The sequence below is a fragment of the Kitasatospora sp. P5_F3 genome (assembly GCF_054049135.1).
Map to the genome: position 1 here is coordinate 18,999 of NZ_JBFUMY010000071.1, position 21,699 is coordinate 40,697.

Below are 21,699 nucleotides of genomic sequence, written 5' to 3' on the forward strand. Positions count from 1 at the left end.
GGCCCGCCCCCGGTCGGGGCGGCCGTCGCCCGCGCCTCGGGCTCGCCGGACACGCCGGACACGTCGGGTGGGACCGGGCAGAACGGCGGCGCCGGGCAGAACGGCGGCGACGCCGGGCAGGATTCGCCCAACTCCGAAGCAAAGCCCAGCAGTCCAGCTGCCGAACCCTTGCCGGCCTCCGTGCCGACCAGCCTCAGGATCCCCGCCATCAAGGTCAGCGCTCCACTGCTCGGACTCGGCCTTGATGCGTCCGGTCACCTGGACACGTCGCCGGTTGGCAAGTCCAACCAGGCCGGCTGGTACCGGAACGGCCCCTCCCCGGGTTCAGCCGGCAACGCGATCATGGCGGGCCATGCGGACACCCGCTCCGGACCCGCCGTCTTCTACCGGCTCGGACTGCTTCGACCGGGCGACAAGGTCGAGGTGGCCCGGCAGGACCGGCGGACGGCGGTCTTCACCATCGACGCGGTACGGATCTACCCCCGTACGGCCTTCCCCGACGCCGCCGTCTACGGTCCCACCGAGCGGCCCGAACTGCGCGTCATCACCTGCGGCGGGAAGTACGACAAGAAGTCCGGGTACTCGGACAACGTCGTGGTGTTCGCGCACCTCAGCTCGACCCGCTGAGCGGTCCCCCGGGCGGTCTCGCCCGGGGGCGCGAGGGGCGGGCGGGGGCGTGCGGCGGATCAACCGTCAGCGGACCGGCCGTCGGCGGATCGGCTGCGCGGGTTCCTGCTCGCGCAGCCCGCCGGGCAGTGCGATCTGCGGGCCGAGGAGATCGCTTCGGACCGGCCGCCCAGTGAGCTCGGGCTGTCCTCGCGTGGCGCCGTGGCGGTGGCCCGGGCCCCAGGTTCGCGGGGCCGGGCCGAGTGAGCGGCCGGATTCAGCTCAGGGCCACTGGATCGGAGGGTGCTCCATCGGGCCACCGACCGGGGCGAGTTGGGCCCGGCGGTCGGTCCAGCCGGTGAGGGCGGTGCGGCAGGCGTGGTCGAGGTGGCGCAGCCCGGTCAGGTCGAGCTGGACGGGCCGGTCGGCGGGCAGGGCCTCCAGGGTCTCCAGCAGTCGGGGCAGGCGGAGGAAGGTCGCATGCCCGGAGAGCCGCACCAGCACGCTGCCGTCGGCCCGTTCGGTGCGCTCCCAGTGCACGTGCGAGGTCTCCCAGGCGGCCTTGAGGACCGCGAGCAGCAGGCCCGCCAGTACGCCGTCGAACATGTTGGTGGCCACGATGGCGAGTGCCGTGACGATCAGCACCACCGCCTCGCCCCGGTACGAACGCCACAGCGGCAGCAGGGACTTGACGGGCAGCAGCTTCGCCCCGGCGTGCACCAGCACCCCGGCCAGCGCGGCCAGCGGAATCACCGAGAGGGCGGCGGGCAGCAGCGCCGCGAAAAGCAGCAGCCAGACACCGTGCAGCACCCGCGAGGCCTTGGTCCTGGCGCCCGCCTGCACGTTGGCGGCGCTGCGGACGATCACGGCGGTCATCGGCAGCGCACCGAGCAGCCCGCACACCGCGTTGCCCGCGCCCTGGGCGACCAACTCCTTGTCGTAGTGTGTGCGCGGGCCGTTGTGCAGCCGGTCCACCGCCGCCGCGCTGAACAGGCTCTCGGCGGAGCCGATCAGCGCGAAGGCCAGCACCGTGCCCAGCGCACCGGCCTGCGCCAGCACGGCGAAGTCCGAGGCGCCGGGCAGCCGGACGGCCGCCAGCAGACCGGAGACCTCGACCTTGGCGACCGGGAGGCCGAGCCCGGCGACGAGGACGGTGGCCGCTGCGACGGCGACCAGCGGGGCCGGCACCAGCCGGGCCCGGGCGGGCAGTTGCTGCCAGCCGATCAGTACGGCGACGGTGCCGACGCCGACGGTCGCAGCCGTCAGGGCGGCCGGATCGGCGGCGGTGTCGGTGACCAGTCGCGGCAGCCCGGCCAGCTTGGCGAGGCCGGAGCCGGGAGCCTTGCGGTCGGCCATCGCGTAGAGCTGACCGGCGATCAGCACCAGCCCGATCCCGGCCAGCATGCCGTGCACCACGGCGACCGAGATGGCCCGGAACCACCGGCCCAACCGGAAGACGCCCATGGCCAGTTGCAGCAGCCCGGCGGTCAGCGTGATGACGCCGAGCGCGGACGGCCCGTGCTGCTGCACCGCCTCGTACACCAGCACGGTCAGCCCGGCGGCGGGCCCGGACACCTGGAGGCTGCTCCCCGGCAGCAGGCCGGCCAGCAGACCGCCGACAATGCCGGTGATCAGGCCGAGCTCGGCCGGCACTCCGGAGGCGACGGCCACGCCGACGCAGAGCGGAAGGGCGACCAGGAAGACGACGACGGAGGCGGCAAGGTCTCGTTGCAGATGGGCAGCACGAATCATCAGGTCCTCAGGGGAGAGTGACGAATTCCCAGATTAGCCCGGTGAGTTGAGCTGCCATCAAGAATCGGTAAAACAAGGTTGTGTGATGAATAAATGGAAGGAGAAATGCCGGAAGCGAATGGTCGGATCATCGCAATAACAGGAGGAGGCGGCAGAAATCAACGGCGCTGCGTGTATTCCCGTACCGGCACGGCCCGGGTGGGGGCGGTCCGCTGGGGCGGCGCGGTCGTGCCGTTCAGAGTGGCCACGAAGGCGGCCAGTTCGGCGGCCTGCGAGGCGGTGAGGCCGCGCTTGAGTACCGCTGTGAACGTGAAGTCACTGATGTACAGGAGGAGGAACTCCGGGGTGTCGACCACCTTGAGGTACTGCTCCCACGCGATCTCGGTGTGCCAACCGGGCCGCCGGATCGTGACTGCTTCGTCGGTCAGTTCCACCGCGGTCGTCCCGGTGGCCCGGGCCACCGATTTCCGGACGGCCCGGCGGGTCCCCAGGGTCAGCATGTACAGCCCGCAGGCGCCGCCCGTCAGGCCGGCGAACACGATCGGGTAGTTCCCCACTGAGAGCATCAGCAGAGCGTCGGTGAACAGGACGATCACAAACACCCACATGTTGCGTCGGCGGCGGCGTAGGCCCACTCGCGACGCGCGGAGCAGCTCCTCGAACGAAACCCGGTACGACGTGCTGATATTCAAAACTTCCCCCGGGAGTCCGCAGTGACAAGATCAGGACTCTAGGGGGTGATCGTCTTCCCGTCCAGGTGATCATCCGTCGGCTCCGACAGCCCGGTGGCGAGGTCGACGAACAGGGCGGCGGACCAGCCGAAGCCCGAGGTGGCGCGGGTCGCGCGGGCGCCGGTGAGCGGGTTCCAGTACTCGTACAGGCCCCCCGCGTCGCGGACCATGGCCAGGGTGCGCAGGCGGAGCTCGTCCGCGGTGGCGGCGAAGCCGGAGCGGCGCAGGCCCTCGATGAGGAGGTAGTTGACGTTGAGCCAGACCGGGCCGCGCCACATCGCGTCCGGGTCGAAGGCGGGATCGTCGAACGCCACCGTGGGGACGGGGTGTTCGCCCCAGTAGCGGGCTGAGCGGAGCTCCTGCTCGAGTGCTGTGGCCACCTCGACGGGGAGGCGACCGGTGAACAGCGGCATGAGGTCGAGCGCGGTGCGGACCGAGACGGGCTCGCCGCCCACCAGGGTGCGGAACCGGGTGCCGTTCCAGCGCCGGGCGACCAGCAGCTCGGTGTGGGTGGCGGCCTGTGCGCGCCAACGATCGGCCTCGGTCGGCAGGTTGAGGGCCTCCGCGATGTCGGCCAGGCGGTCGGCCTGGAGGATCAGGTAGGAGTTGAGGTCGGGGGGCTCGGCGCGCGGGCCGTAGTCCCAGACGGGGCTGTCGTCGAGACCGGACGAGTAGGGGTGCAGGTACTCGGGGAGACCGTCGCCGTCCGGGTCGGAGGCGGTGAACCACCAGGTGTGCGTGCGGACCAGCTTCGGGTAGACCGAGGCGAGGAACGGGAGGTCCGGGTCGGTCTGGTGGATCTTCCAGACGGCCCAGGCGGCCAGCGGCGGTTTGGTGACCGGTACCGGCTCCGAGGAGGGTACGGCGCCGTTCGCCCGCCCGACGTGCTCGCTCAGCCGGGCGAGGTCCGAGCGGGGGAGGTCGGTGGTCTCGGCCAGCACCCCGTGGTCGTGGACGACGTCGGGGAGTTGGCCGTCGGGGAGCTGGTGGTCGAGGAGCAGCAGGATCTGGTCGCGGGCGAGCGCGGGCGAGGCATGGCGCAGCGCGACGGCGTGGAAGAGGGCGTCCCAGTTCCAGACGCCCACGTACCCGTACTTGGAGGGGACGAGCCCCTCGCGGCCGCCGATCGGCAGCAGGTTCACGGCCAGCGTCCACCAGGCCATCCTGGCCCGCTCCACCAGGTCCGCCCGGACGGGCGGCAGCCGGGCGAACCACTGCTCCCAGCGAGCCTCGGCCGCCTCCCGTACGGCCGTCGCTGACCAGCTTCCCGGCGGGCCGGTCAGCACGTGGCATCCGGTGAGTGCCACCGCCTGCTCGGTCCCGTCCGACAGCCGCCAGGACGCGTGGGCGTGCTGCCCCGAGACCACCAGGGTCGCCGGGTCGGCGAACATCAGCGAGACCCCGTTCGCGAACGCCACCTCGGACGGCGTCGCCGAAACGACGGGTACGGTAAGCCCGTTGGCGTCGCGGACGGTCAGCGCGGTCAGTTCGGTGGTCTCGTCGAGCGGGGTCTCGTACTCCGCCCGGGCGACCCGGAGGCCGTCCGGGCCGGCCGTCACCAGCAGACGCGAGCCGCGTTCGGTGAACGGCTGCTCCACGAGGTCGAGGGTGAACATCAGCGCCCGCCCAGACCCGAGGAGGCCATGCTGTTGAGGATCCTGCGCTGCCCGATCAGGAAGGCGATCAGCATCGGCACCACGGTCATCGCCGACAGGGCGGCGGTCAGTCCGTAGTCCACGCCGCCGCGTTGGGAGTTGAAGGAGTCCAGCAGCAGCGGGATGGTGAACAGGTCCGGGGTGTTCAGGAACACCAGCGGGAAGAAGTAGCTGTTCCAGCTGGCCAGGAAGACGATGATGCCGAGCGTCCACAGGCCGGGCCGGATGTTGGGCAGGATGATCCGCCAGAAGATGGTCCAGCGGTTGGCGCCGTCGATCCGTGCCGCGTCCTCCAGCTCGACCGGAATGGCCCGGATGAACTGGCGGAGCAGGAAGACCGCGAACGGGTTGGCGATCGCCGGCAGGATCAACGCCAGGTGGGAGTCGATGAGTTGGAGTTTGGCCAGCATGATGTACAGCGGCACGATGGTGACCTGGGCCGGGACCATCTGGGTGGCCAGGAACAGGCCGAACAGCGGCCCCGAGCCGCGGAACGGTATCCGGGCGAAGGCGTAGGCGGCCATCGCGCCGGTGAACAGGGTGGCCGCGACGGTGACGGCCGCGATGTACATGCTGTTCCAGTAGGCCCGCCCGATCGGCACCTCCTCGAGCACGTCCGGGTAGTTCTGCGAGCGCCAGGGGCTGGGCAGCCAGGCCAGTGGCTCGTTGATCATCTGGCTGACGCCCTTGAAGGAGGTCAGCATCATCCAGACGAACGGGAACAGCATGATCAGGCCGCCGAGGGTGAGGACGGCGTGCAGCAGGATCTGTCTCCGGTGGGTCATGCCGTCCTCAGGACTCGTAGTGGACGAAGCGCTTCTGCGCCTTGAACTGGACCGCCGTGACGACCAGCGTCAGCACCAGCAGGATCAGCGCGGCGGCACTCGACAGGCCGAACCGGAACTCCCGGAAGCCCTGTTGGTAGACCTTGTAGACGATGGTCTGGGCCCCCTCGTTGTGGTCGGGGTTGACCAGGACGTAGATCAGGTCGAAGGCCTGGAACGAGCTGATCACCGACACCACCAGAGTGAAGAAGACGGTCGGCGAGAGCAGCGGCAGGATGACCGAGCGCAGCGTCTGCCACGGCCCGGCGCCGTCGATCCGCGCGGCCTCGATCAGGTTGGCCGGGATGGTGGCCAACCCGGCCAGGAAGATCACCACGTTGAGGCCCAGCGAGGACCAGATCGTCACGACGGCGATGGCGGGGACGACCCAGGTCGGATCCTCGAGCCAGCTCGGCAGCGTGACGCCGAACAGGTCCTGCACCGTCCCGTTCAGGATGCCGTCACTGCCGCCGCCCAGGATCATCTGCCAGATCACCGACACCGCGACCGAACTGGTCACCACCGGCAGGAAGTAGATCACCCGGTAGGCGGTCCGGCCCCGGACCCCGTGCAGGGCGAGCGCCAGCAGCAGGGCCAGCACCAGCCCGCCCGGCACGGTGATCAGGCCGATCTTGACGGTGTTCCAGACCGCGCGGCCGAAGCCCGGATCGGTGAGCAGGGCCCGGAAGTTGTCCAGCCCCACCCAGGTGGTGTCGCCGAGGCCGTCCCACTCCATGAAGGACAGCACGATCGCGAAGCCGAGCGGGCCGACCAGGAACACCAGCAGGCCCAGCAGTTGGGGCGCCAGGAACACCACGGCCCACCAGCGGTCCCGCCGCCGCCAGAGCGGCTCCGCGCTCAACTCTTCGGGCCCTTCAGGCCGTCGACCAGGGTCTGCAGCTGGGTCATGCCCTCGTCGAAGCCGACCTTGCCCTCCCAGATCTTCATCAGGTGGTCGTTGACGGCCTTGGTCAGGCCGGGGACGGCGACCTCGTCGGGGTAGTTGGCGAAGCCCTTGTCGCGGACGTCGAGGAAGGTCTGGGCGTGCGCGGGGTACTTGCCGTCCGTCACCAGGCTCTCGGCACCCTTGACGGACGGCACGGCGCTGCCGCCCTTGAGCCGGAGCTGTTGGCCCTCCTTGCTGACGAACTCGGTCAGGAAGGTGAAGGCCTCCTTCGCGTGCTTGCTGTCCTTGTTGATGGTCAGGTAGGACGCCGCGACCGCACCCTGGATCGGCTGCCCGGACTCCGAGGGGAACGGCACGATGTCGTAGTTCGGGCGATCGCCGCCCTTGTCGATGCCCTCGATCACCCAGCGGCCGCCGGCGTAGAAGCCGGCCTTGTGCTTGATGAACTGGGTGGACGGACCGTTGCCTTCGGGCAGCAGGTCGGCGGAGGCGAAGGTCTTGTCCCGGTAGCCGTCGGCGAGGGTCTTCAGCGCCTGCCGGGCCTTCGGATCCGACGGCGCGACGAACTTGCCGTCCTCCCAGACCTTGCCCCCGAAGCCGTTGACCAGCCTGTAGTTGGCGCCGTACCAGTTCCAGAAGATGGAGCCGTACTTGCCGGCCGCCTTGAGCTTGGCGTTCATCTCCAGGTAGGTGGCCATGGTCCACCGGCCGGCCTCGTTGAGCGCGGCCGGGTCCTCGGTGATCCCGGCCTCGGCCAGGGCCTTCTTGTCGAACCAGAGCACCTCGGGGTTGGTGTCGTTGGGCACGCCGTAGGTGACCCCGCCCTTCTTCGCACCGCCGTAGATGCCCTCGAAGAAGTCCGTGGGCCTGCTCTTGCTCTGCGGCCCGGCCAACTGCGCGTCGAGCGGGGCGAGTACGCCGTCCGCGACCAGCTTGCCGATGTAGTCGTCACCGACGTAGAAGACGTCGGGGGCGGTCCTGGAGGTGAGCTGGGTGAGCAGCTTGGGATGGTAGTCCTCGTAGGAGGCGACCGGTTCGAGCTTCAGCGTGATGTTCGGGTACTTCTTGGTGAAGTCGTCGGTGAAGGCCTTGAAGACCGCCATGTCCTCGGCCGAGCCCCAGGTCGCCCAACGCAGGGTGACCTTCCCGTCCTTGGCGTCACCGGCGGCGCCGTTGGTCCCGCTGCACGCGGACACGCACAGGGCGGTCGCGACGGCGAGCAGTGCGGTTCTTCTCGTGAAAGTTGACACCAGGTGCCTCCGAGCTGGGGGTGGGTGGATGGGGGTGGAGCGAGGTCAGGCGAGGCCGCCGCCGTCGACGACGAGCGCGGAGCCGGTGACGAAACTGCTGGCGTCGCCGGCCAGGAACAGCACCGCGGCGGCGATCTCCTCCGGCGAGCCCGCGCGGCCCATCGGCCGGTCGGCGGCGTCCTTCTCGAACACCGCCCAGTCCTCGGCGAGTTGGCGGGCTTCGTCGCGGAGCATCGGCGTCATGGTGTCGCCGGGGTTGACCGAGTTGACCCGGATGCCCGCGGCGGCGTGGTCGATGGCCAGGGCACGCGTCATGTTGACGACCGCGGCCTTGGAGGCGCAGTAGGACAGCGCGTTGCCGCCGCCCTTGAGTCCCCAGCCCGAGCCGGTGTTGACGATGGAGCCGCCCTCCGTCATCGCCGGGACGGCGAACCTGCACATCAGGTAGACCGACCTGACGTTGACGGCCATCACGAGGTCCCACTCGTCGACGGGGATCTCCAGCGCGGTCTTGCGGCGGATGATCCCGGCGTTGTTGAACAGGACGTGCAGTCCACCGTACGTCTCGACGGCGGTCCGAACGATCCGCTCACAGTCGGTCTCCGACGAGACGTCAGCCCGGACGGCGACGGCCCGGCCGCCGTCCGCCTCGATCTCGCGGACGACCTCGGCGGCGTCCGCCAGGTCGGCGATCACCACGGCGGCGCCCTCGGCGGCGAACAGCCTGGCGGTGGCGCGGCCGATGCCTGAGGCACCGCCGGTGACGATGGCGACCTTGTTCTGGAGGGTGTTCATGAGTCCTCGCTCGCTGACTGGATGCGGTAGATCACTGATTCGCGGTACCCGGTGACGACCCGGGCGGGTCCGCTGAGTGCGGCGTCGGTCGCGGTGTCGCCGCTGTCCACCAGCAGTGGCCGGCCGCCGAGCGCGGCGAGCTTCTGCTGGGTGGCGAGCACGGTGATCCCGGCCAGCCGGTCCAGCACCCGGGGGCTGAACTGCTGGTTGCCCCGGCCGATCACGAACCCCTGCCCGCCGATGACGGAGAGAATGGCATGCGTGACCTGTGACATGGCAAGGGTGAGCAAGGTCTGCTCGGTGACGTCCGAGGCGAGCAAGACGCCGTCCCTGACCACGTCCACCCCCAACGGCGTGAGCTCCAGGCCGAGTTCACGTCCCACCGCGAGCGTGGTCGCGCCAGGCCCCAACGCGTAGGCCGTGCCGGGCAGCATGGAGGCTGCCACCGCGCGCGCGATCGACTCCACCGAGCCGGGAGGTGCCGAGGACGACCCGGTCTTACGGCCGCTGAGCCGCGCCCGGGCGGCCGGCACCCGGAGCGTCCCGTACAGCCGGGCGCCCACCTGCCCCGACCGGTACGCCTCCTCGTCGAGGTCGACCACCTCCGCCTCCAGCGTCGTCCCGTCGAACCCGGCCGCAGTCGCCCCGGCCGCGAACGGGCTGACCGCGAAGCAGCCGGAGTAGACCTTCACCCCGGCCGGTACGCCGAGCACCGCCCCGGTCGGCCGGGCGTCCAGCACGTCCCGCGCCGTCCCGTCCCCGCCGACGAACAGCAGCAGGTCCACCCCGCCGAGCGCCGCCACCGCCGCCCGGGTGTCCGCCGCGCCGGTGACGTGTGCCGGGCGGTGGACGAGCTCGTACGGGACTCCGGCCGCGACTGCACTGTCCTCGCCCATCGGGCCTGCCACGGTGCGGAGGTGGAGTGCCGGGCACCGCGCGTGCAGGGCCCGGAGCGCGGCGGTCGCGCGGCCGGCCGCCCGGGGGACCGAACCCAGGGCGAGTGCCCTGGCCTGGACGGCCGGTCCGTCGCTGCCCTTGAGCGCGGCCGGGCCGCCCAGGCCCGCCACGGGGTTGACGATCAGTCCGACGATCACCGACGGTGCTTCCGGCAGTAGGCCCGCCAGGTGGGGGACCACTGCGCCGGATCGTCCAGCGAGGTGGGGTCGATCCGGTGGACGGTCTGGTTGTAGGGCGCGTTCCTGACGAACTCGGGGTCCTGGCGGGCCTCGGTGGCGACCTGGGCGAGGATCGCGGCGTACTCGTCCAGATCCTCCCGGGAGTACGACTCGGTCGGCTCCAGGGTGAAGGGCTCGGGGACCACGTACGGGTGGTGGCTGGTCCAGTAGTGCACGCCGAAGTCGCCGGCGCGGATGCCGATCTCCTCCGAGTGCACACCGGTCTCCTCGGCCAGCTCCTGCCAGGAGTACCTGACCTGCTCCACCCGCCGCTTGTCCGGCCAGGGGACGGAGGCGCCGGGGATCTGCAGCACCTTGTGCAGCAGGTAGTTGTTGTTGAGCACCGCCGTCTCCGCTACCTCGCGCAGGCCGTCCGCACCGAGCGCCATCACCCAGGCGTAGGCGCGTACGACGTTGGGCGTGACCCCGAGGAACGGCCGGATCTTCCCGACCGGACTCGCCGGGGAGCTCAGCGTGTACGACTCGCCGTCGCGGTCGACCACCGGGCCCGGCAGGAACGGGACCAGGGCTTCGGAGACTCCGCAGGCGCCGGCCGCGGGCCCGCCGCAGGCGTGCGGCGTCGAGAAGGTCTTGTGCAGGTTGAAGTGGCACAGGTCGAACCCGGCGTCGCGGGCCCGGGTGATGCCGAGGATGCCGTTCGCGTTGGCCTGGTCGTAGCACGCCAACCCGCCTGCGGCGTGGACCAGTTCGACGAACTCCCGGATCCTCGGGTTGAAGATCCCGGTGTCCTCCGGGTTGGTGATCAGCAGCGCGGCGGTACGCGGGCCGACCGCCGCGCGGAGCGCCTCGATGTCGGGGTAGCCGTCGGCGTCCGGCATCAGGGTGATCACCTCGTACCCGGCGACCTTCGCGCACGCGGCGTTCGACGGGTGCGAGAACATCGTGGTGACGACCTGGTCGCGCTGCCCGCCCTCACCCCGGGAGGCGTGGTAGGCGCGGATCATCGCGAGGTTGGCGTAGATCGCCGCCGAGCCCGCGCCGGGCTGAAGAGAGACTCGGGTCATGCCGGAGATCTCCTCGAGGATCTGCTCCAGCCGCCAGTAGATCTCCAGCACGCCCTGCACGGTGTCCTCGGGCTGCAGTGGGTGCAGCTCGGCGATCCTCGGGTCGCGGACGAAGGTGTCGTTGACCTTCGGGCTGTACTTCATCGTGCAAGTGCCCTGGCCGACATCGATGTTGAGGTCGGCGCCGAGGGTCTCCTGGGAGAGCCGGAGGTAGTGCCGGACCACCTGGTTCTGGGACAGCTCGGGCAGCGCCGGCGGAGTGGCGCGGCCGACGCCCTCGGGCAGTTCGACCAGCGGTGCGTCCGGGGCCGGGACGCCGATGCCGCGCCGCCCAGGCCGGGAGAGCTCGAAGATCATCTCCTCGTCCCAACGCGCCTGGTGGAAGCGGCGCAGGGCGGGCTTGGGTGCGACCGGCAGCGTCGCGAACGATTCTCCGTGCGAGCTCACTTGGTGCCTCCGGTGACCGAGAGGGCGTCCTTGACGGCCGCCGCGAGGGTGTCGATGTCGGCGATCGAGTGCCGCTCGGTGACGCAGACCAGGACCCGCCACGGCGAGATCCGCACCCCGCCGAAGATGCCCACGGCCCGTAGCGCCGCGAGCAGCGCGTCCGCGCTCGGCACCTCGATGGTGAACTCCCGGAAGTGGAGGGCCTCTTGGTGAAGCACCAGAGCCCCGGCCGATGCGAGCACCTGCATGGCGTACCTGGTCCGGGCGAGGATCGTCTCGCCGATCTCGCGCATGCCCTGCGGGCCCATCAGCGCGAGGTAGACGCCGGCCGTGATGCCCCACAGGGCGGCCGCGGTGCCGACCCACTCCTTGCCCTCCTCGCGCAGCGCGAAGGAGGTCCGGTCGTAGAAGACGTCGCCGAAGCCGTACTCGCCCTCGACGGCGGTCGGGGCGATGCCGAACAGGCGGGACGGGAACTCCGCGACCAGCCGCTCCTCGTCCCGGCTCGCGATGAACCCGGCCTGCCCGCCGCCGTACTGCTGGTGCATGCCGAGCGACTGGATGTCCCCGCAGACCAGGTCGGCGCCGTAGGAGGCGGGCGGTGCGAGCACGCCGAGCGAGATCGGGTCCGTGCCCACCACCAGCAGGGCTCCCACGCTGTGGGCCAGCGCGGCCAGTTCGCGTCCGCGCGTCTCGATGACACCGTGGACGTTCGGCGTCTCCAGGTACAGTGCGGCGAAGGTGTCGTCGAGGGCCGGCTCGGCGATCTCCCCCGAGTCGGCCACCGGGGCGAGCACCACCTCGAGGTCCGGGGCGAGGTAGTCGTGGATCATGCTGAGCTTGTCGGGGGCGACCGCGCCGCTGACCAGCACCCGACGGCGGCCGGTGTAGCGGGCGGCCATCCGCAGGGCCGTCCCCGCCGCCTGGAAGCCGTCGTAGACCGGCACGTTGACGACGTCCATCTCGAGCAGCTCGCCCATCATCGAGACGTACTCGAAGAGCGCCTGGAACCGGCCGTGGTCCTCGTACGGCTCGCCCGCGTAGGCGGTCAGGAACTCGCCGCGACCGTTGACCTCGTCGCACACCGCCGGGACGTGGTGCGGGTAGCAGCCGTGCCCGAGGAAACTCAGGACCCGGGTGGTGTCGGTGTTCCTGGCCAGCAGCCCGTTCAGGTGCCGGACCAGACCCTGCTCGTCCAGGAACGGCGCGGGCAGCTCGAGCGGACGGTCCAGCCGGAGGTCGGCGGGGATGTCACCGTAGAACTCGGCGACGCTCGGGGCGCCGATCTCGGCGAGCATCGCGGCCCGGGCCGCGGGGCCCGCGTTGGGTATGTAGGGATGGATCACGGCACTCCTCAGTGCTTCAGGACCACGGCGTCGCGCGGCGCGATGGCCACGGAGCCGTGCAGCTGACGACCGGTCAGCAGGTCGGTCCCGGCGGCGGGCAGGGAGACGGTGGCCGTGGTGGCCCCGTGGTTGAGCAGGAACAGGAAGTCGCCCCGGCGGCAGGCCTCGACGCCGTCCGGCAGGTCCGTCCAGGTGAGGCCGGCGGCGGCGAGCACCTCGTCCAGCACGGGCGTCAGGTCGTCGGGCAGGCAGCTGAGGTAGGTGGCCGTGCCGCGCCGGGTGATCGCCGGGCGGCCGTCCAGCGGGCCGCCCCGGTAGTGCGCGAGGGGCTGCGCGTCGTCCAGCTCCAGCCACTCGCTCCAGGTCCGGGCGGTCAGCCGGGTGCCGTCCGCCATCTCGAGCAGTTGGGTACGGTCGTCCGGGATCGGCCAGAACTCCTCGACCCGCACGCCGAGTTGGCTGCGCAGCGGCCCGGGTGCCCCACCGTCGTGGACGTGGTCGGCGGCGTCCACCACCCCGCTGAACGGGCCGACCACGAGCTGACCGGGGAAGGCGGCGAGGTTGGCGGCCTGCTGGGCGGTGCAGAGGTAGAGGTTCGGGGCGATGACGACCCGGTAGGAGGAGAGGTCGCGGTCCGGCGGCGCCAGGTCGACGGCGATGCCCCGGGCGTGCAGCGGGGCGTACCAGGAGAGCAGGAGCCGGTGCAGCCTGAGCCGGTCCGAGGGCAGCGACTCGGGTGCCTCGAGCCCCCACCAGCTGTCCCAGTCGAGTACCAGCGCGACATCCGCTTGGGTGGTGGTGCCCGCGACCTCGGCCAGCCGTCGCAGGTCCGCACCGAGGGCGAGCGTCTCCCGCCACTGGCGGGTGGCCGTCCCGCCGTGCGGGAGCATCGCCGAGTGGAACTTCTCCGGGCCGTACTTCGCCTGGCGCCACTGGAAGAACATCACCCCGTCCGAGCCGTGGGCCAGTGCCTGCAGGCTGTGCAGCCGCATGGCGCCCGGCTCCTTCGGGACGTTCACCTCGCGCCAACTCACCGCGCCGGGCGCCGACTCCAGCAGCAGCCACGGCTGCTGCTTCAGCGACCGCATCAGGTCGTAGCTGAGTGCGGCTCTGACGTGTGAGGTCGGGTCGGCGGGGTCGGGGTAGGCGTCGTCGCTGACGAAGTCCTCGGCGGCGGCCCACTTCCAGTAGTCCAGGTGGTGCAGGATGCTCATGAAGTTGGTGGTCACCGGGATGTCCGGGGTGACCTCCTTGAGCACCTCGCGCTCGGCCTCGAAGCAGGCGAGCAGTGCGTCGCTGCAGAACCGGCGCCAGTCCAGCACCTGGGTGGGGTTGACCGGGCCCGGCGCCTTCCGGGGCGGGCTGATCTGCGTCCAGTCGGTGTAGTGCTGGCCCCAACAGGACGTGCCCCAGGCGGCGTTGAGACCGTCCAGGCTGCCGTGGCGATCCATGAGCCAGCGGCGGAAGTGCCGGGCCGACTCCTCGCAGAAGCACTCGACCGTGTGGTCGGCGTACTCGTTACCGATGTGCCACATGACCAGGGCCGGGTGGGTCCCGTACCGCTCGGCCATGGCGCGGGCCAGCCGGACGGTGCCGTCCCGGAACACGGGGGAGGAGGGGCAGTAGCCCTGGCGGGAGCCGAACTCCAGCCTGGTCCCGCTCGCGTCGACGGGCTGGATCCCGGGATGCTGCCGGACCAGCCAGGGCGGCGGGGTGGCCGTAGCGGTCGCGAGGTCCACGGCGATCCCGTGCTGGTGGAGCAGGTCGAGGATCCGGTCGAGCCAGCCGAACTCGTAGACGCCCGGCTCGGGTTCGAGCCGGGACCAGGAGAAGACGGCGACGGTCGCGACGTTCACCCCCGCCTCGGCCATCAGCCGGACGTCCTCCTGCCACACCTGCTCGGGCCACTGTTCGGGGTTGTAGTCGCCGCCGAACAGCAGCCCCGGCACCCGGGTCAAGCCCATGGATTCGTCTCCCCTTCGCCCCATCGGCATTTTGTATTCAGAATACTTAGTGCAGTACTCTGCATTCGGTCAAGAGCTATGCTGGGACGGGAGATTGGGGGGCCAGATGGTGATCGAGCGCCGGCCACTGCGCGAGCAGATACGCGACGAACTGATGGAGCGGCTCACCCGCGGCGAGTTCGCCGCCGGTACGGACGTCAACGAGGCTGTGCTGGCAGCCGAGTTGGGCGTCAGCCGGACCCCGCTGCGGGAGGCCCTGATCACCCTCACGGGCGAGGGCGTGCTGGAGAGCAACCAGGGCCGTGGCTTCCGCTTCGCACCGGTCAGCCGCAAGGAGTTCCGCGAACTGGTCGCCGTCGTAGCGGCGTTGGAGTCGCTGGCGCTGGAGTCCTCCGACTCCGAGCACCTGCGAAAGATCGCCCCGGAGCTGCTGAGGCTGGCCCAGGGCTTCCCCGACCCGGTGGCCGAGCACGCCGTGGTCGACCGCCGCRACGACGAATGGCACGGCCTGCTGCTCAGCGGCTGCCCGAACGAGCGCCTGCTGGACCTGCTCACCGGCGTCAAGGCCGGTATGCGACGCTACGAGAACCTGGTCGTCGCCGAGGACGAACCGGTGGCCCGGGAGTCCGAGGAGCACTGCGAGATCGCCCGCCGCCTACTGGAGGACGACCTGCCCGGCGCGATCGAGGCCCTCAAGGCCAACTGGGTGGGCGGCATGGAGCGGATGCTGGCGCACATCCCGCAGGACTAGGAAATCTCTGCCTGGAGTTGCTTTCGGGTGCGCATCAGGATCCGGCCGAGCATGTTCTTGCCGGTACCGGTCCTGCCGCGGCCCCAGTAGTGGTCGGTGGTGGTGTCCTCGACGATCTCTTCGTCGGCGGTGGACAGGAGGATGTCGCGGATGTCCGCATGCGCTCGGAACTTGGTCGCCACGGCACGACGCATCACGTCGTCCTTGACCCGGTCCCAGTCCCGCCGCAACGGCTTGGACGGGTCACGGCCCAACTCGGCGGCACGCAACGGCGTGCGAGCCCGACGGATGAGATCGGCGTGGCGGGTGCCGATGAACTTCTGGGCCTGGAAGTAGTGCTCCGAGGTCGGCCACACCTGCCCGTCGAGGTCCAGGCCGTGCGCGGAGAAGTTGGAGAAGCAGCCGTRGGGGACTTCGTCGGCACCGTAGAAGTAGATCGTCATCCGAGCCTCGTGGCAGGTGTGGGAACCCGCACGGTCGCAGGCGCCGGGCTGCGCTCGCAACCGGATTCGGCCTCGGGCAGCCCCGGCAGACGGGGTCTGCCGGGGCGTGCGGGGCGTGGTGTGCGCCCGGGGTCAGCGGGTTGTGGCGGCTGGTGGGGGCGGGGGCGTGGTGGCGGGAGTGGGGTCGTGGTGGTCGGCGAGCCAGAAACCGGCCAGGAGGCCGGCGACGGCGAGTACCTTGTGACGGTTGCTCTTCCACCACGACGGCGAACCGGCCGCCATGAAGCGTAGCTGCGTGTAGTCCGGATGCTCCCGGGGTGGTGCGTCCTTGAACAGTCCCATGGCCTGGTGCACCTCCTTCCACCTTCAGGGGGTTCATGACCATACGCCCTGCTCTGTCTTGATCGCAGGTCTTTAATCCCGTTCCTGGGACATGAGCTGACGCATTCCCAGCTTCTGACGACCGTGATCCGATTGCGTGCACACAATCCGCTCATACCATCGGCATATTCCCTGCCAGAGGGCTAGGCTCCCACCAGTCGTGCGGTCCTGAGCCGGCGGCAGAAGAGTGACTAACTAGGCAGGACGGCTGCCCGGTCTCTGCGCGCAGCCCGGTTCCAGTGGGGGATATCAGTGCACGAAATGGTCAAGGGCGCCAATGTCGGGTTGGCCGCGCTGGACGAGGACATCGACTCCCTCATCGTGAGCCTGGGTTGGAGCAGCCCCACCGGCGACGGCGACGCCGACGTCTCGGTGCTGCTGCTCACCGAGGAGGGCAAGGTCCGGAACAACGCGGACTTCTTCTTCTACAACAACCCGACCGCCGCCGACGGGAGCGTGCAACTGCTGGGCCAGGTACCGGCCGAGACCGGCAGCGAGGACCGCATCCAGCTCGACCTGGCCGCCGTTCCCGTGGACGTCGCGCGGCTGGTGATCGCCGCAAGCCGCCACGAGCGCGCCGCCTTCGGCCAGTTGGACGACCTTCGGCTGGGCCTCGCGGACAGTACCGGCGAGCAGCTGCTGAGCTTCGCCATCACCGACGCGAGCACGGAGAGCGCTTTCGTGTTCGGCGAGATCTACCGGCGCAACCAGGAGTGGAAGTTCCGCGCCATCGGGCAGGGGTACGACACCGGGCTGGCCGGGCTGGCCACCGACTTCGGAATCGAGATCGACGATTCGGAGGACGGCACGGAAGCCCCGTCCGCCATCGAGGAGCCGGCCGCCGAGGAGCCTACGGCCGTCCCGGCGGCGGAGCCAGCCGCCGTCGAACCGCCCGCCCCGACGGAAGCGGTGGCGGTGGCGGTGGCGGTGGCGCCAGAGCCGGCGCGACGGCTGCGTACCGCGAAGAAGAAGGTCACGCTGCCCAAGGAGCGAAAGAAGTCCCTGGCGGAGAACGAGACTTGGAGCTCGGCACGGCTGTTCCCCGCCAGCACGCTGAAGAGCGACCGGGAGCGCGAGGTCCGGGCCACCTCGGTCCTGCTGTCGGTGATGGCACAGGTCCCGGAGTTCGGCCGCAAGCTCACGGCCGCGTTCGGCGCTCCGGCCGGCCGGATGGAGACCTTCACCGAGGTCTCGCTGCCGCACGGTGAATCCCCCAGGCGTCCCGACGGGGTGATCCGGGTCGAGCGAGCCGGCCGGCTCTGGACGGCGCTGCTGGAGAGCAAGACGAACGGCAACCCGCTGAAGGCCGACCAGGTCCAGGCGTACATGGACATCGCTGCCCGGCGCGGCTACGAGGCGGTCATCACGCTCTCCAACGACGTCGCGCTGGAGGGCAGCCCACTGGTACCGGTCAAGATTGACGGGCGCCGGAAGCACAAGGTCGCACTCTGGCACCTGTCCTGGGCCGAAGTCGCCTACCAGGCCAAGATGTTGATCCGCCACGAGGGGGTGGGCAACCCGGCGCACGCCTGGCTGCTGCAGGAACTGCTGCACTACCTGCAGCACGACAACTCGGGCTGCCACGGCTTCCAGAACATGGGCCCCGCCTGGGTTCCGGTCCGGAACGGGATAGACGACGAGACCCTCTGCCAGGGCGACGAGCGCGCCGTCCAGGTCGTCGAGAGCTGGGAGCGGCTGATCCGGCAGGTCTGCCTCCAGCTCGGCGGGGAGCTGGGCGCGAAGGTCCTGCCGGTCCAGCGGGCCCGCCGGGGTGAGGACCCCCGGGCCCGGCGGGTGGCGTTGGCCGACGGGCTGTGCTCGGACGGACGGCTGCACGCGGAGATCCGGGTCGACGAGGCCCCGGGGAACATCTCCATCGTGGCCGATCTCCGGGTCGGGAAGCTGCGGACCTCGATCGAGATTCCGGCCCCGGAGCAGGGGTACCCGTTGAGCTGGGTCAAGCGCCTGGTCCGCCAACTCGCCGAGGCCCCGGCCGACCTGCACGTCGAGACCCTGACCGACGGTGCTGCGCCCGGTCCGCGCGGCACCCTGGAGAAGCTCCGCCCCGAGCCCGGTGACCTGTTGCCGAAGGACTCGTCCAAGGTGACCGGGTTCCGGCTGTCGCTTTCGAAGAGCGTCGGCAGCACCCGGGGCAACGCCGAGTCCGGCTTCATCCGCAGCGTCGACGCCGCCGTCGAGAAGTTCCAGCACAGCGTGGTGGCGAGCCTCGACCCGCGCCAGCCCCGGCGGGCACAGCCGCCCGCAGCTGGCTGACCCGCAGTCAGTTCGCCCCAGGTGCTGGCCCTGTGCCGGTGCCCGGGGCGTTCGGCTGTCCGGGAAAACCCGGTGCGGGGGCCGGGGCGGGGTCCCTAGACTCGGGGCACACCGAGCGCCGTCCGACCGGGCGGTGTCCACCGTGACGAGTGAGGGAGACCGGCCATGCGCTACCGCACCGCTGTCGTCGTCCCCCTGTCCCGGTACGAGGTGATCCTGGTGTCTCGGTCCGCCCGGTGCCCGCTGCGCGCCCGGCACCGGATGACCGCGACGACCGTCTGACCCGCTCCTGCCCCGCCCTGCCCGGTACGCCGGCGCAGTGGCTCTGCACGACCCGGTGTCGGACCGTTCCGTCCGCAGATCGCGCCGCCCTTCTCCGGATCACCCCGAAAGGCCAACGGCCGTGCGTACCAAGCCGCACCTGCAGCACACCGACCCGCTCGCCACCGTCCGCAACCTGGGCATCCTCGCCCATGTGGATGCCGGCAAGACCACCGTGACCGAGCGGATCCTCTACCTCACCGGCGCCGTCCACAAGCGCGGGGAGGTCCACGACGGGACCACCGTCACCGACTTCGACCCCCAGGAACGGGACCGGGGCATCACCATCTTCGCGGCCGCCGTCAGCTGCGTGTGGGACGGCCACCGGATCAACCTGATCGACACCCCGGGCCATGTCGACTTCTCCGACGAGGTGGAGCGCTCGCTCCGGGTGCTCGACGGCGCGATCGCGGTGTTCGACGCGGTGGCCGGCGTCGAGCCGCAGAGCGAGTCGGTCTGGCGGCAGGCCGACCGGCACGGCGTACCCAGGATCGCCTTCGTCAACAAGCTGGACCGGGCCGGGGCGGATCTGGACGCCGCCGTCGAGTCGATCCGACAGCGGCTGCACCCCGTCCCGTTGGCGGTGCAGCTACCGGTCGGCCGGGAGGAGCAATTCACCGGCGTGGTCGACCTGTTGACGATGCGGGCGCTGCTCTGGGAAGACGGTGGGGACGCCGGGGACGGCTACCGGGAGACCGACGTACCCGAGCAGCTTCGGGAGGAGGCGCAGCACCGGCGTCGCCTGTTGGAGGAGGTGGTGGCCGAGCTGCACCCGGCCGCGCTGGAGGAGTTCTGCGCGACCTCGGCGGTCTCCGGACCGACGCTGGCCGCCGCGCTGCGGGACCTCACCCTGACCGGCGAGGCGCTCGTGGTGCTGTGCGGATCGGCGTACCGGAACCGGGGGATCGAGCCGCTGCTCCAGGCGGTGACGGCCTATCTGCCGTCGCCGCTGGACGTGCCGCCGGTGCGCGGCCTGCTGGGCGGCACGGCGCAGGAACGGCCGGCCGASCCGGAAGCTCCGTTCGCCGGGCTGGTGTTCAAGGTGAGTTCGGCCGCCACCGGGCGGCTGTCCTACCTGCGGATCTACTCGGGGACGATCGGAAAGGGGGCAACGGTCCTGGACGCGGGCACGGGGCGGACCGAGCGGATCGGCCGCATCCTGCGGGTGCAGGCCGACCGGCACGCGGACGTGGAGCTGGCGGTGGCCGGGGACATCGTGGCCGTCATCGGACTCAAGGGGGCCCGGGCGGGCAGCACGCTGTGCGCACCGACGGCGCCGCTGGTCCTCGAACCGCCGAGCACCGCCGAGCCCGTGGTCTCGGTGGCGGTGGAGGCCAGGACCGGTGGCGACACCGACCGGCTCGCCACGGCGCTGGCCCGACTGACCGAGGAGGACCCGTCGTTGCTGGTCCGCACCGACCCCGAGACCGGGCAGACGGTGCTGTCCGGGATGGGCGAACTGCACCTGGAGGTGGCGGTGGAGCGGATCCGGCGCGCCCACGGGTTGGAGGTCCAGGTCGGTCGGCCGCAGGTGGCCTACCGCGAGACCGTGCTCCGAGGGGTGACCGGCCTGGCCTACCGGCACGTCAAACAGGACGGCGGGGCGGGGCAGTTCGCCCACGTGGTGATCGACACGGCTCCGCTGGAGCGGGTGGAGGACGGTGCCGACCAGCCGGTGGGCTTCGAGTTCCGCTCGACCGTCACCGGCGGCCGGGTGCCGGCCGAGTTCGTCCGGGCGGTCGAGGCCGGCTGCCGGGACGCGCTCACCGAGGGCCCGATCGGCGGTCACCCGGTGACCGGCCTGCGGGTCACCCTGACCGACGGGGCCACCCACTCCAAGGACTCGTCGGAGCTCGCCTTCCGGACGGCCGGGCGGCTCGCGCTCCGCGAGGCGCTGCGAGCCGGGACGATGGCACTGCTGGAACCGGTGGTCGAGGTCACGGTCACCGTGCCCGACGCTGCCGTGGGCGGAGTGCTCGGTGACCTCGCCGCCCGGCGCGGCCGGGTCTCCGGCTCGACCGGCCGGACCGGCACGGCCGTGCTCACCGCGACGGTGCCGCTGGCCGAACTGTTCGGCTACGCAACCCAGTTGCGCAGCCGGACCCAGGGCCGGGGCACCTTCACCACCAGGGCCACGGGCTACGCTCCGGCACCGGCTCGGTAGCCCGTCCGGGCCATCGGGGTGGCCGGGTCGGGCGTGGGCGAGGACACGACCGTCGGTCTCCCGAGGGAGGCGCCTTCGGCAGTGGGAAGTGGCAGGGTGATTCCCATGTGCGGAAGATTCGTCTCCACGACGACGACACAGGACCTGGTCGAGCTGTTCGAGGTGAACCGGGGGACACCACTCGAGGAGCTGGCGCCGAGCTGGAACGTGGCCCCGACCGACCCGGTCCCGGCGGTGCTGGAGCGCGTCGACCGCGACACCGGCGAGCTGACGAGGCAGCTCCGGGTGCTGCGTTGGGGGCTTGTGCCCTCCTGGTCGAAGGATCCGAAGGGCGCTGCCCGGATGATCAACGCCCGTGCCGAGACCGTTCACGCGAAGCCCGCGTTCCGGAAGGCGTTCAGCACCCGCCGCTGCGTCCTTCCGGCTGACGGCTACTTCGAGTGGGTGCCGGTGCCTGCCCTCCAGGGCAGCAAGGCGTTCAAGCAGCCGTACTACCTGTATCCGGCCTCGGGTGATCCCATGCTGATGGCCGGGCTGTACGAGTTCTGGCGTGACCACTCGGTGCCGGACGGCGACCCGGCCGCCTGGCTGGCGACCGCCACGATCATCACGACCGACGCCACCGACGCAGCAGGCCGCGTGCACGACCGGATGCCGCTGACCATCAACCGCGCCGACATCGACGCCTGGCTGGACCCCGAACTGACCGACCCGACCGAGGCCCGGCACCTGCTGCACACGCCCGGCGGGGACGAACTGGCCGTCCGGGCGGTGTCCACCGCCGTCAACTCCGTTCGCAGCAACGGCCCCGACCTGCTGGATCCGGTGCCGGACCCGATCGGCAAGGCCGACAGCGCGGGCGACAACCAGGCGTGACGCCGGACCGTC

General features: G+C 70.9%; 18 protein-coding genes. 5 read left to right on the forward strand and 13 right to left on the reverse strand.

The window, feature by feature from the left end:
* A partial coding sequence (locus ACXJMZ_RS30085; protein WP_457033185.1) for a class F sortase occupies positions 1-627 on the forward strand: 627 nt, incomplete at its 5' end.
* Positions 628-888: 261 nt separating this feature from the next.
* On the opposite strand, the gene ACXJMZ_RS30090 is transcribed toward ACXJMZ_RS30085, so the two are convergent.
* From ACXJMZ_RS30090 to ACXJMZ_RS30140, 11 genes are all read right to left on the reverse strand, one after another.
* Positions 889-2,358, reverse strand: a complete 1,470-nt coding sequence (locus ACXJMZ_RS30090) for a SulP family inorganic anion transporter (protein WP_457033186.1) — start codon at positions 2,356-2,358, stop codon at positions 889-891.
* Positions 2,359-2,516: 158 nt separating this feature from the next.
* Positions 2,517-2,966 carry a YcxB family protein gene (locus ACXJMZ_RS30095; RefSeq protein WP_457033187.1) on the reverse strand — a complete coding sequence of 150 codons (450 nt, stop codon included), beginning with the start codon at positions 2,964-2,966 and terminating at the stop codon, positions 2,517-2,519.
* Between the two features lie 122 nt (positions 2,967-3,088).
* Positions 3,089-4,705, reverse strand: a complete 1,617-nt coding sequence (locus tag ACXJMZ_RS30100; RefSeq protein ID WP_457033188.1) for an amylo-alpha-1,6-glucosidase — start codon at positions 4,703-4,705, stop codon at positions 3,089-3,091.
* Positions 4,705-5,529 carry a carbohydrate ABC transporter permease gene (locus ACXJMZ_RS30105; RefSeq protein WP_457033189.1) on the reverse strand — a complete coding sequence of 275 codons (825 nt, stop codon included), beginning with the start codon at positions 5,527-5,529 and terminating at the stop codon, positions 4,705-4,707. Before ACXJMZ_RS30105 ends, ACXJMZ_RS30100 begins: the two co-directional genes overlap by 1 nt.
* Before the next feature lie 7 nt (positions 5,530-5,536).
* A complete protein-coding gene (locus ACXJMZ_RS30110) occupies positions 5,537-6,430 on the reverse strand; it encodes a carbohydrate ABC transporter permease (protein ID WP_457033190.1) in 894 nt (297 codons plus the stop codon).
* Positions 6,427-7,725 (reverse strand): ABC transporter substrate-binding protein, encoded by a 1,299-nt coding sequence (locus tag ACXJMZ_RS30115; RefSeq protein WP_457033191.1) that lies wholly within the window; start codon positions 7,723-7,725, stop codon positions 6,427-6,429. Before ACXJMZ_RS30115 ends, ACXJMZ_RS30110 begins: the two co-directional genes overlap by 4 nt.
* A 45-nt stretch (positions 7,726-7,770) precedes the next feature.
* Positions 7,771-8,520 carry an SDR family NAD(P)-dependent oxidoreductase gene (locus ACXJMZ_RS30120; protein WP_457033192.1) on the reverse strand — a complete coding sequence of 250 codons (750 nt, stop codon included), beginning with the start codon at positions 8,518-8,520 and terminating at the stop codon, positions 7,771-7,773.
* Positions 8,517-9,614, reverse strand: a complete 1,098-nt coding sequence (locus ACXJMZ_RS30125) for an ATP-NAD kinase family protein (RefSeq protein WP_457033193.1) — start codon at positions 9,612-9,614, stop codon at positions 8,517-8,519. The genes ACXJMZ_RS30120 and ACXJMZ_RS30125 overlap by 4 nt, the downstream gene beginning before the upstream one ends.
* The gene (gcvPB, locus tag ACXJMZ_RS30130; RefSeq protein WP_457033194.1) at positions 9,611-11,167 is read right to left on the reverse strand and encodes an aminomethyl-transferring glycine dehydrogenase subunit GcvPB; all 1,557 of its coding nucleotides are present in this window, start codon (positions 11,165-11,167) and stop codon (positions 9,611-9,613) included. The genes ACXJMZ_RS30125 and gcvPB overlap by 4 nt, the downstream gene beginning before the upstream one ends.
* Positions 11,164-12,513: an aminomethyl-transferring glycine dehydrogenase subunit GcvPA gene (gene gcvPA / locus ACXJMZ_RS30135; protein ID WP_457033195.1), complete on the reverse strand. Its 1,350-nt coding sequence runs from the start codon at positions 12,511-12,513 to the stop codon at positions 11,164-11,166. The genes gcvPB and gcvPA overlap by 4 nt, the downstream gene beginning before the upstream one ends.
* An 8-nt stretch (positions 12,514-12,521) precedes the next feature.
* Positions 12,522-14,477 (reverse strand): beta-galactosidase, encoded by a 1,956-nt coding sequence (locus ACXJMZ_RS30140; protein ID WP_457033196.1) that lies wholly within the window; start codon positions 14,475-14,477, stop codon positions 12,522-12,524.
* Positions 14,478-14,583: 106 nt separating this feature from the next.
* Between ACXJMZ_RS30140 and ACXJMZ_RS30145 the strand changes: the two genes are divergently transcribed.
* Positions 14,584-15,228: a GntR family transcriptional regulator gene (locus ACXJMZ_RS30145; protein ID WP_457033197.1), complete on the forward strand. Its 645-nt coding sequence runs from the start codon at positions 14,584-14,586 to the stop codon at positions 15,226-15,228.
* Here ACXJMZ_RS30145 and ACXJMZ_RS30150 read toward each other — a convergent pair.
* Complete coding sequence (locus ACXJMZ_RS30150) at positions 15,225-15,671, reverse strand: NADAR family protein (RefSeq protein WP_457033198.1); 447 nt, start codon at positions 15,669-15,671, stop codon at positions 15,225-15,227. The genes ACXJMZ_RS30145 and ACXJMZ_RS30150 overlap by 4 nt on opposite strands.
* Before the next feature lie 132 nt (positions 15,672-15,803).
* Positions 15,804-16,013 carry a hypothetical protein gene (locus ACXJMZ_RS30155; RefSeq protein ID WP_457033199.1) on the reverse strand — a complete coding sequence of 70 codons (210 nt, stop codon included), beginning with the start codon at positions 16,011-16,013 and terminating at the stop codon, positions 15,804-15,806.
* Between the two features lie 300 nt (positions 16,014-16,313).
* Between ACXJMZ_RS30155 and ACXJMZ_RS30160 the strand changes: the two genes are divergently transcribed.
* From ACXJMZ_RS30160 to ACXJMZ_RS30170, 3 genes are all read left to right on the forward strand, one after another.
* The gene (locus tag ACXJMZ_RS30160; RefSeq protein WP_457033210.1) at positions 16,314-18,326 is read left to right on the forward strand and encodes a TerD family protein; all 2,013 of its coding nucleotides are present in this window, start codon (positions 16,314-16,316) and stop codon (positions 18,324-18,326) included.
* 403 nt (positions 18,327-18,729) lie between these two features.
* Positions 18,730-20,811 (forward strand): elongation factor G, encoded by a 2,082-nt coding sequence (gene fusA / locus ACXJMZ_RS30165; protein ID WP_457033200.1) that lies wholly within the window; start codon positions 18,730-18,732, stop codon positions 20,809-20,811.
* Between the two features lie 105 nt (positions 20,812-20,916).
* Complete coding sequence (locus ACXJMZ_RS30170) at positions 20,917-21,687, forward strand: SOS response-associated peptidase (protein WP_457033201.1); 771 nt, start codon at positions 20,917-20,919, stop codon at positions 21,685-21,687.
* Positions 21,688-21,699: the final 12 nt, after the last annotated feature.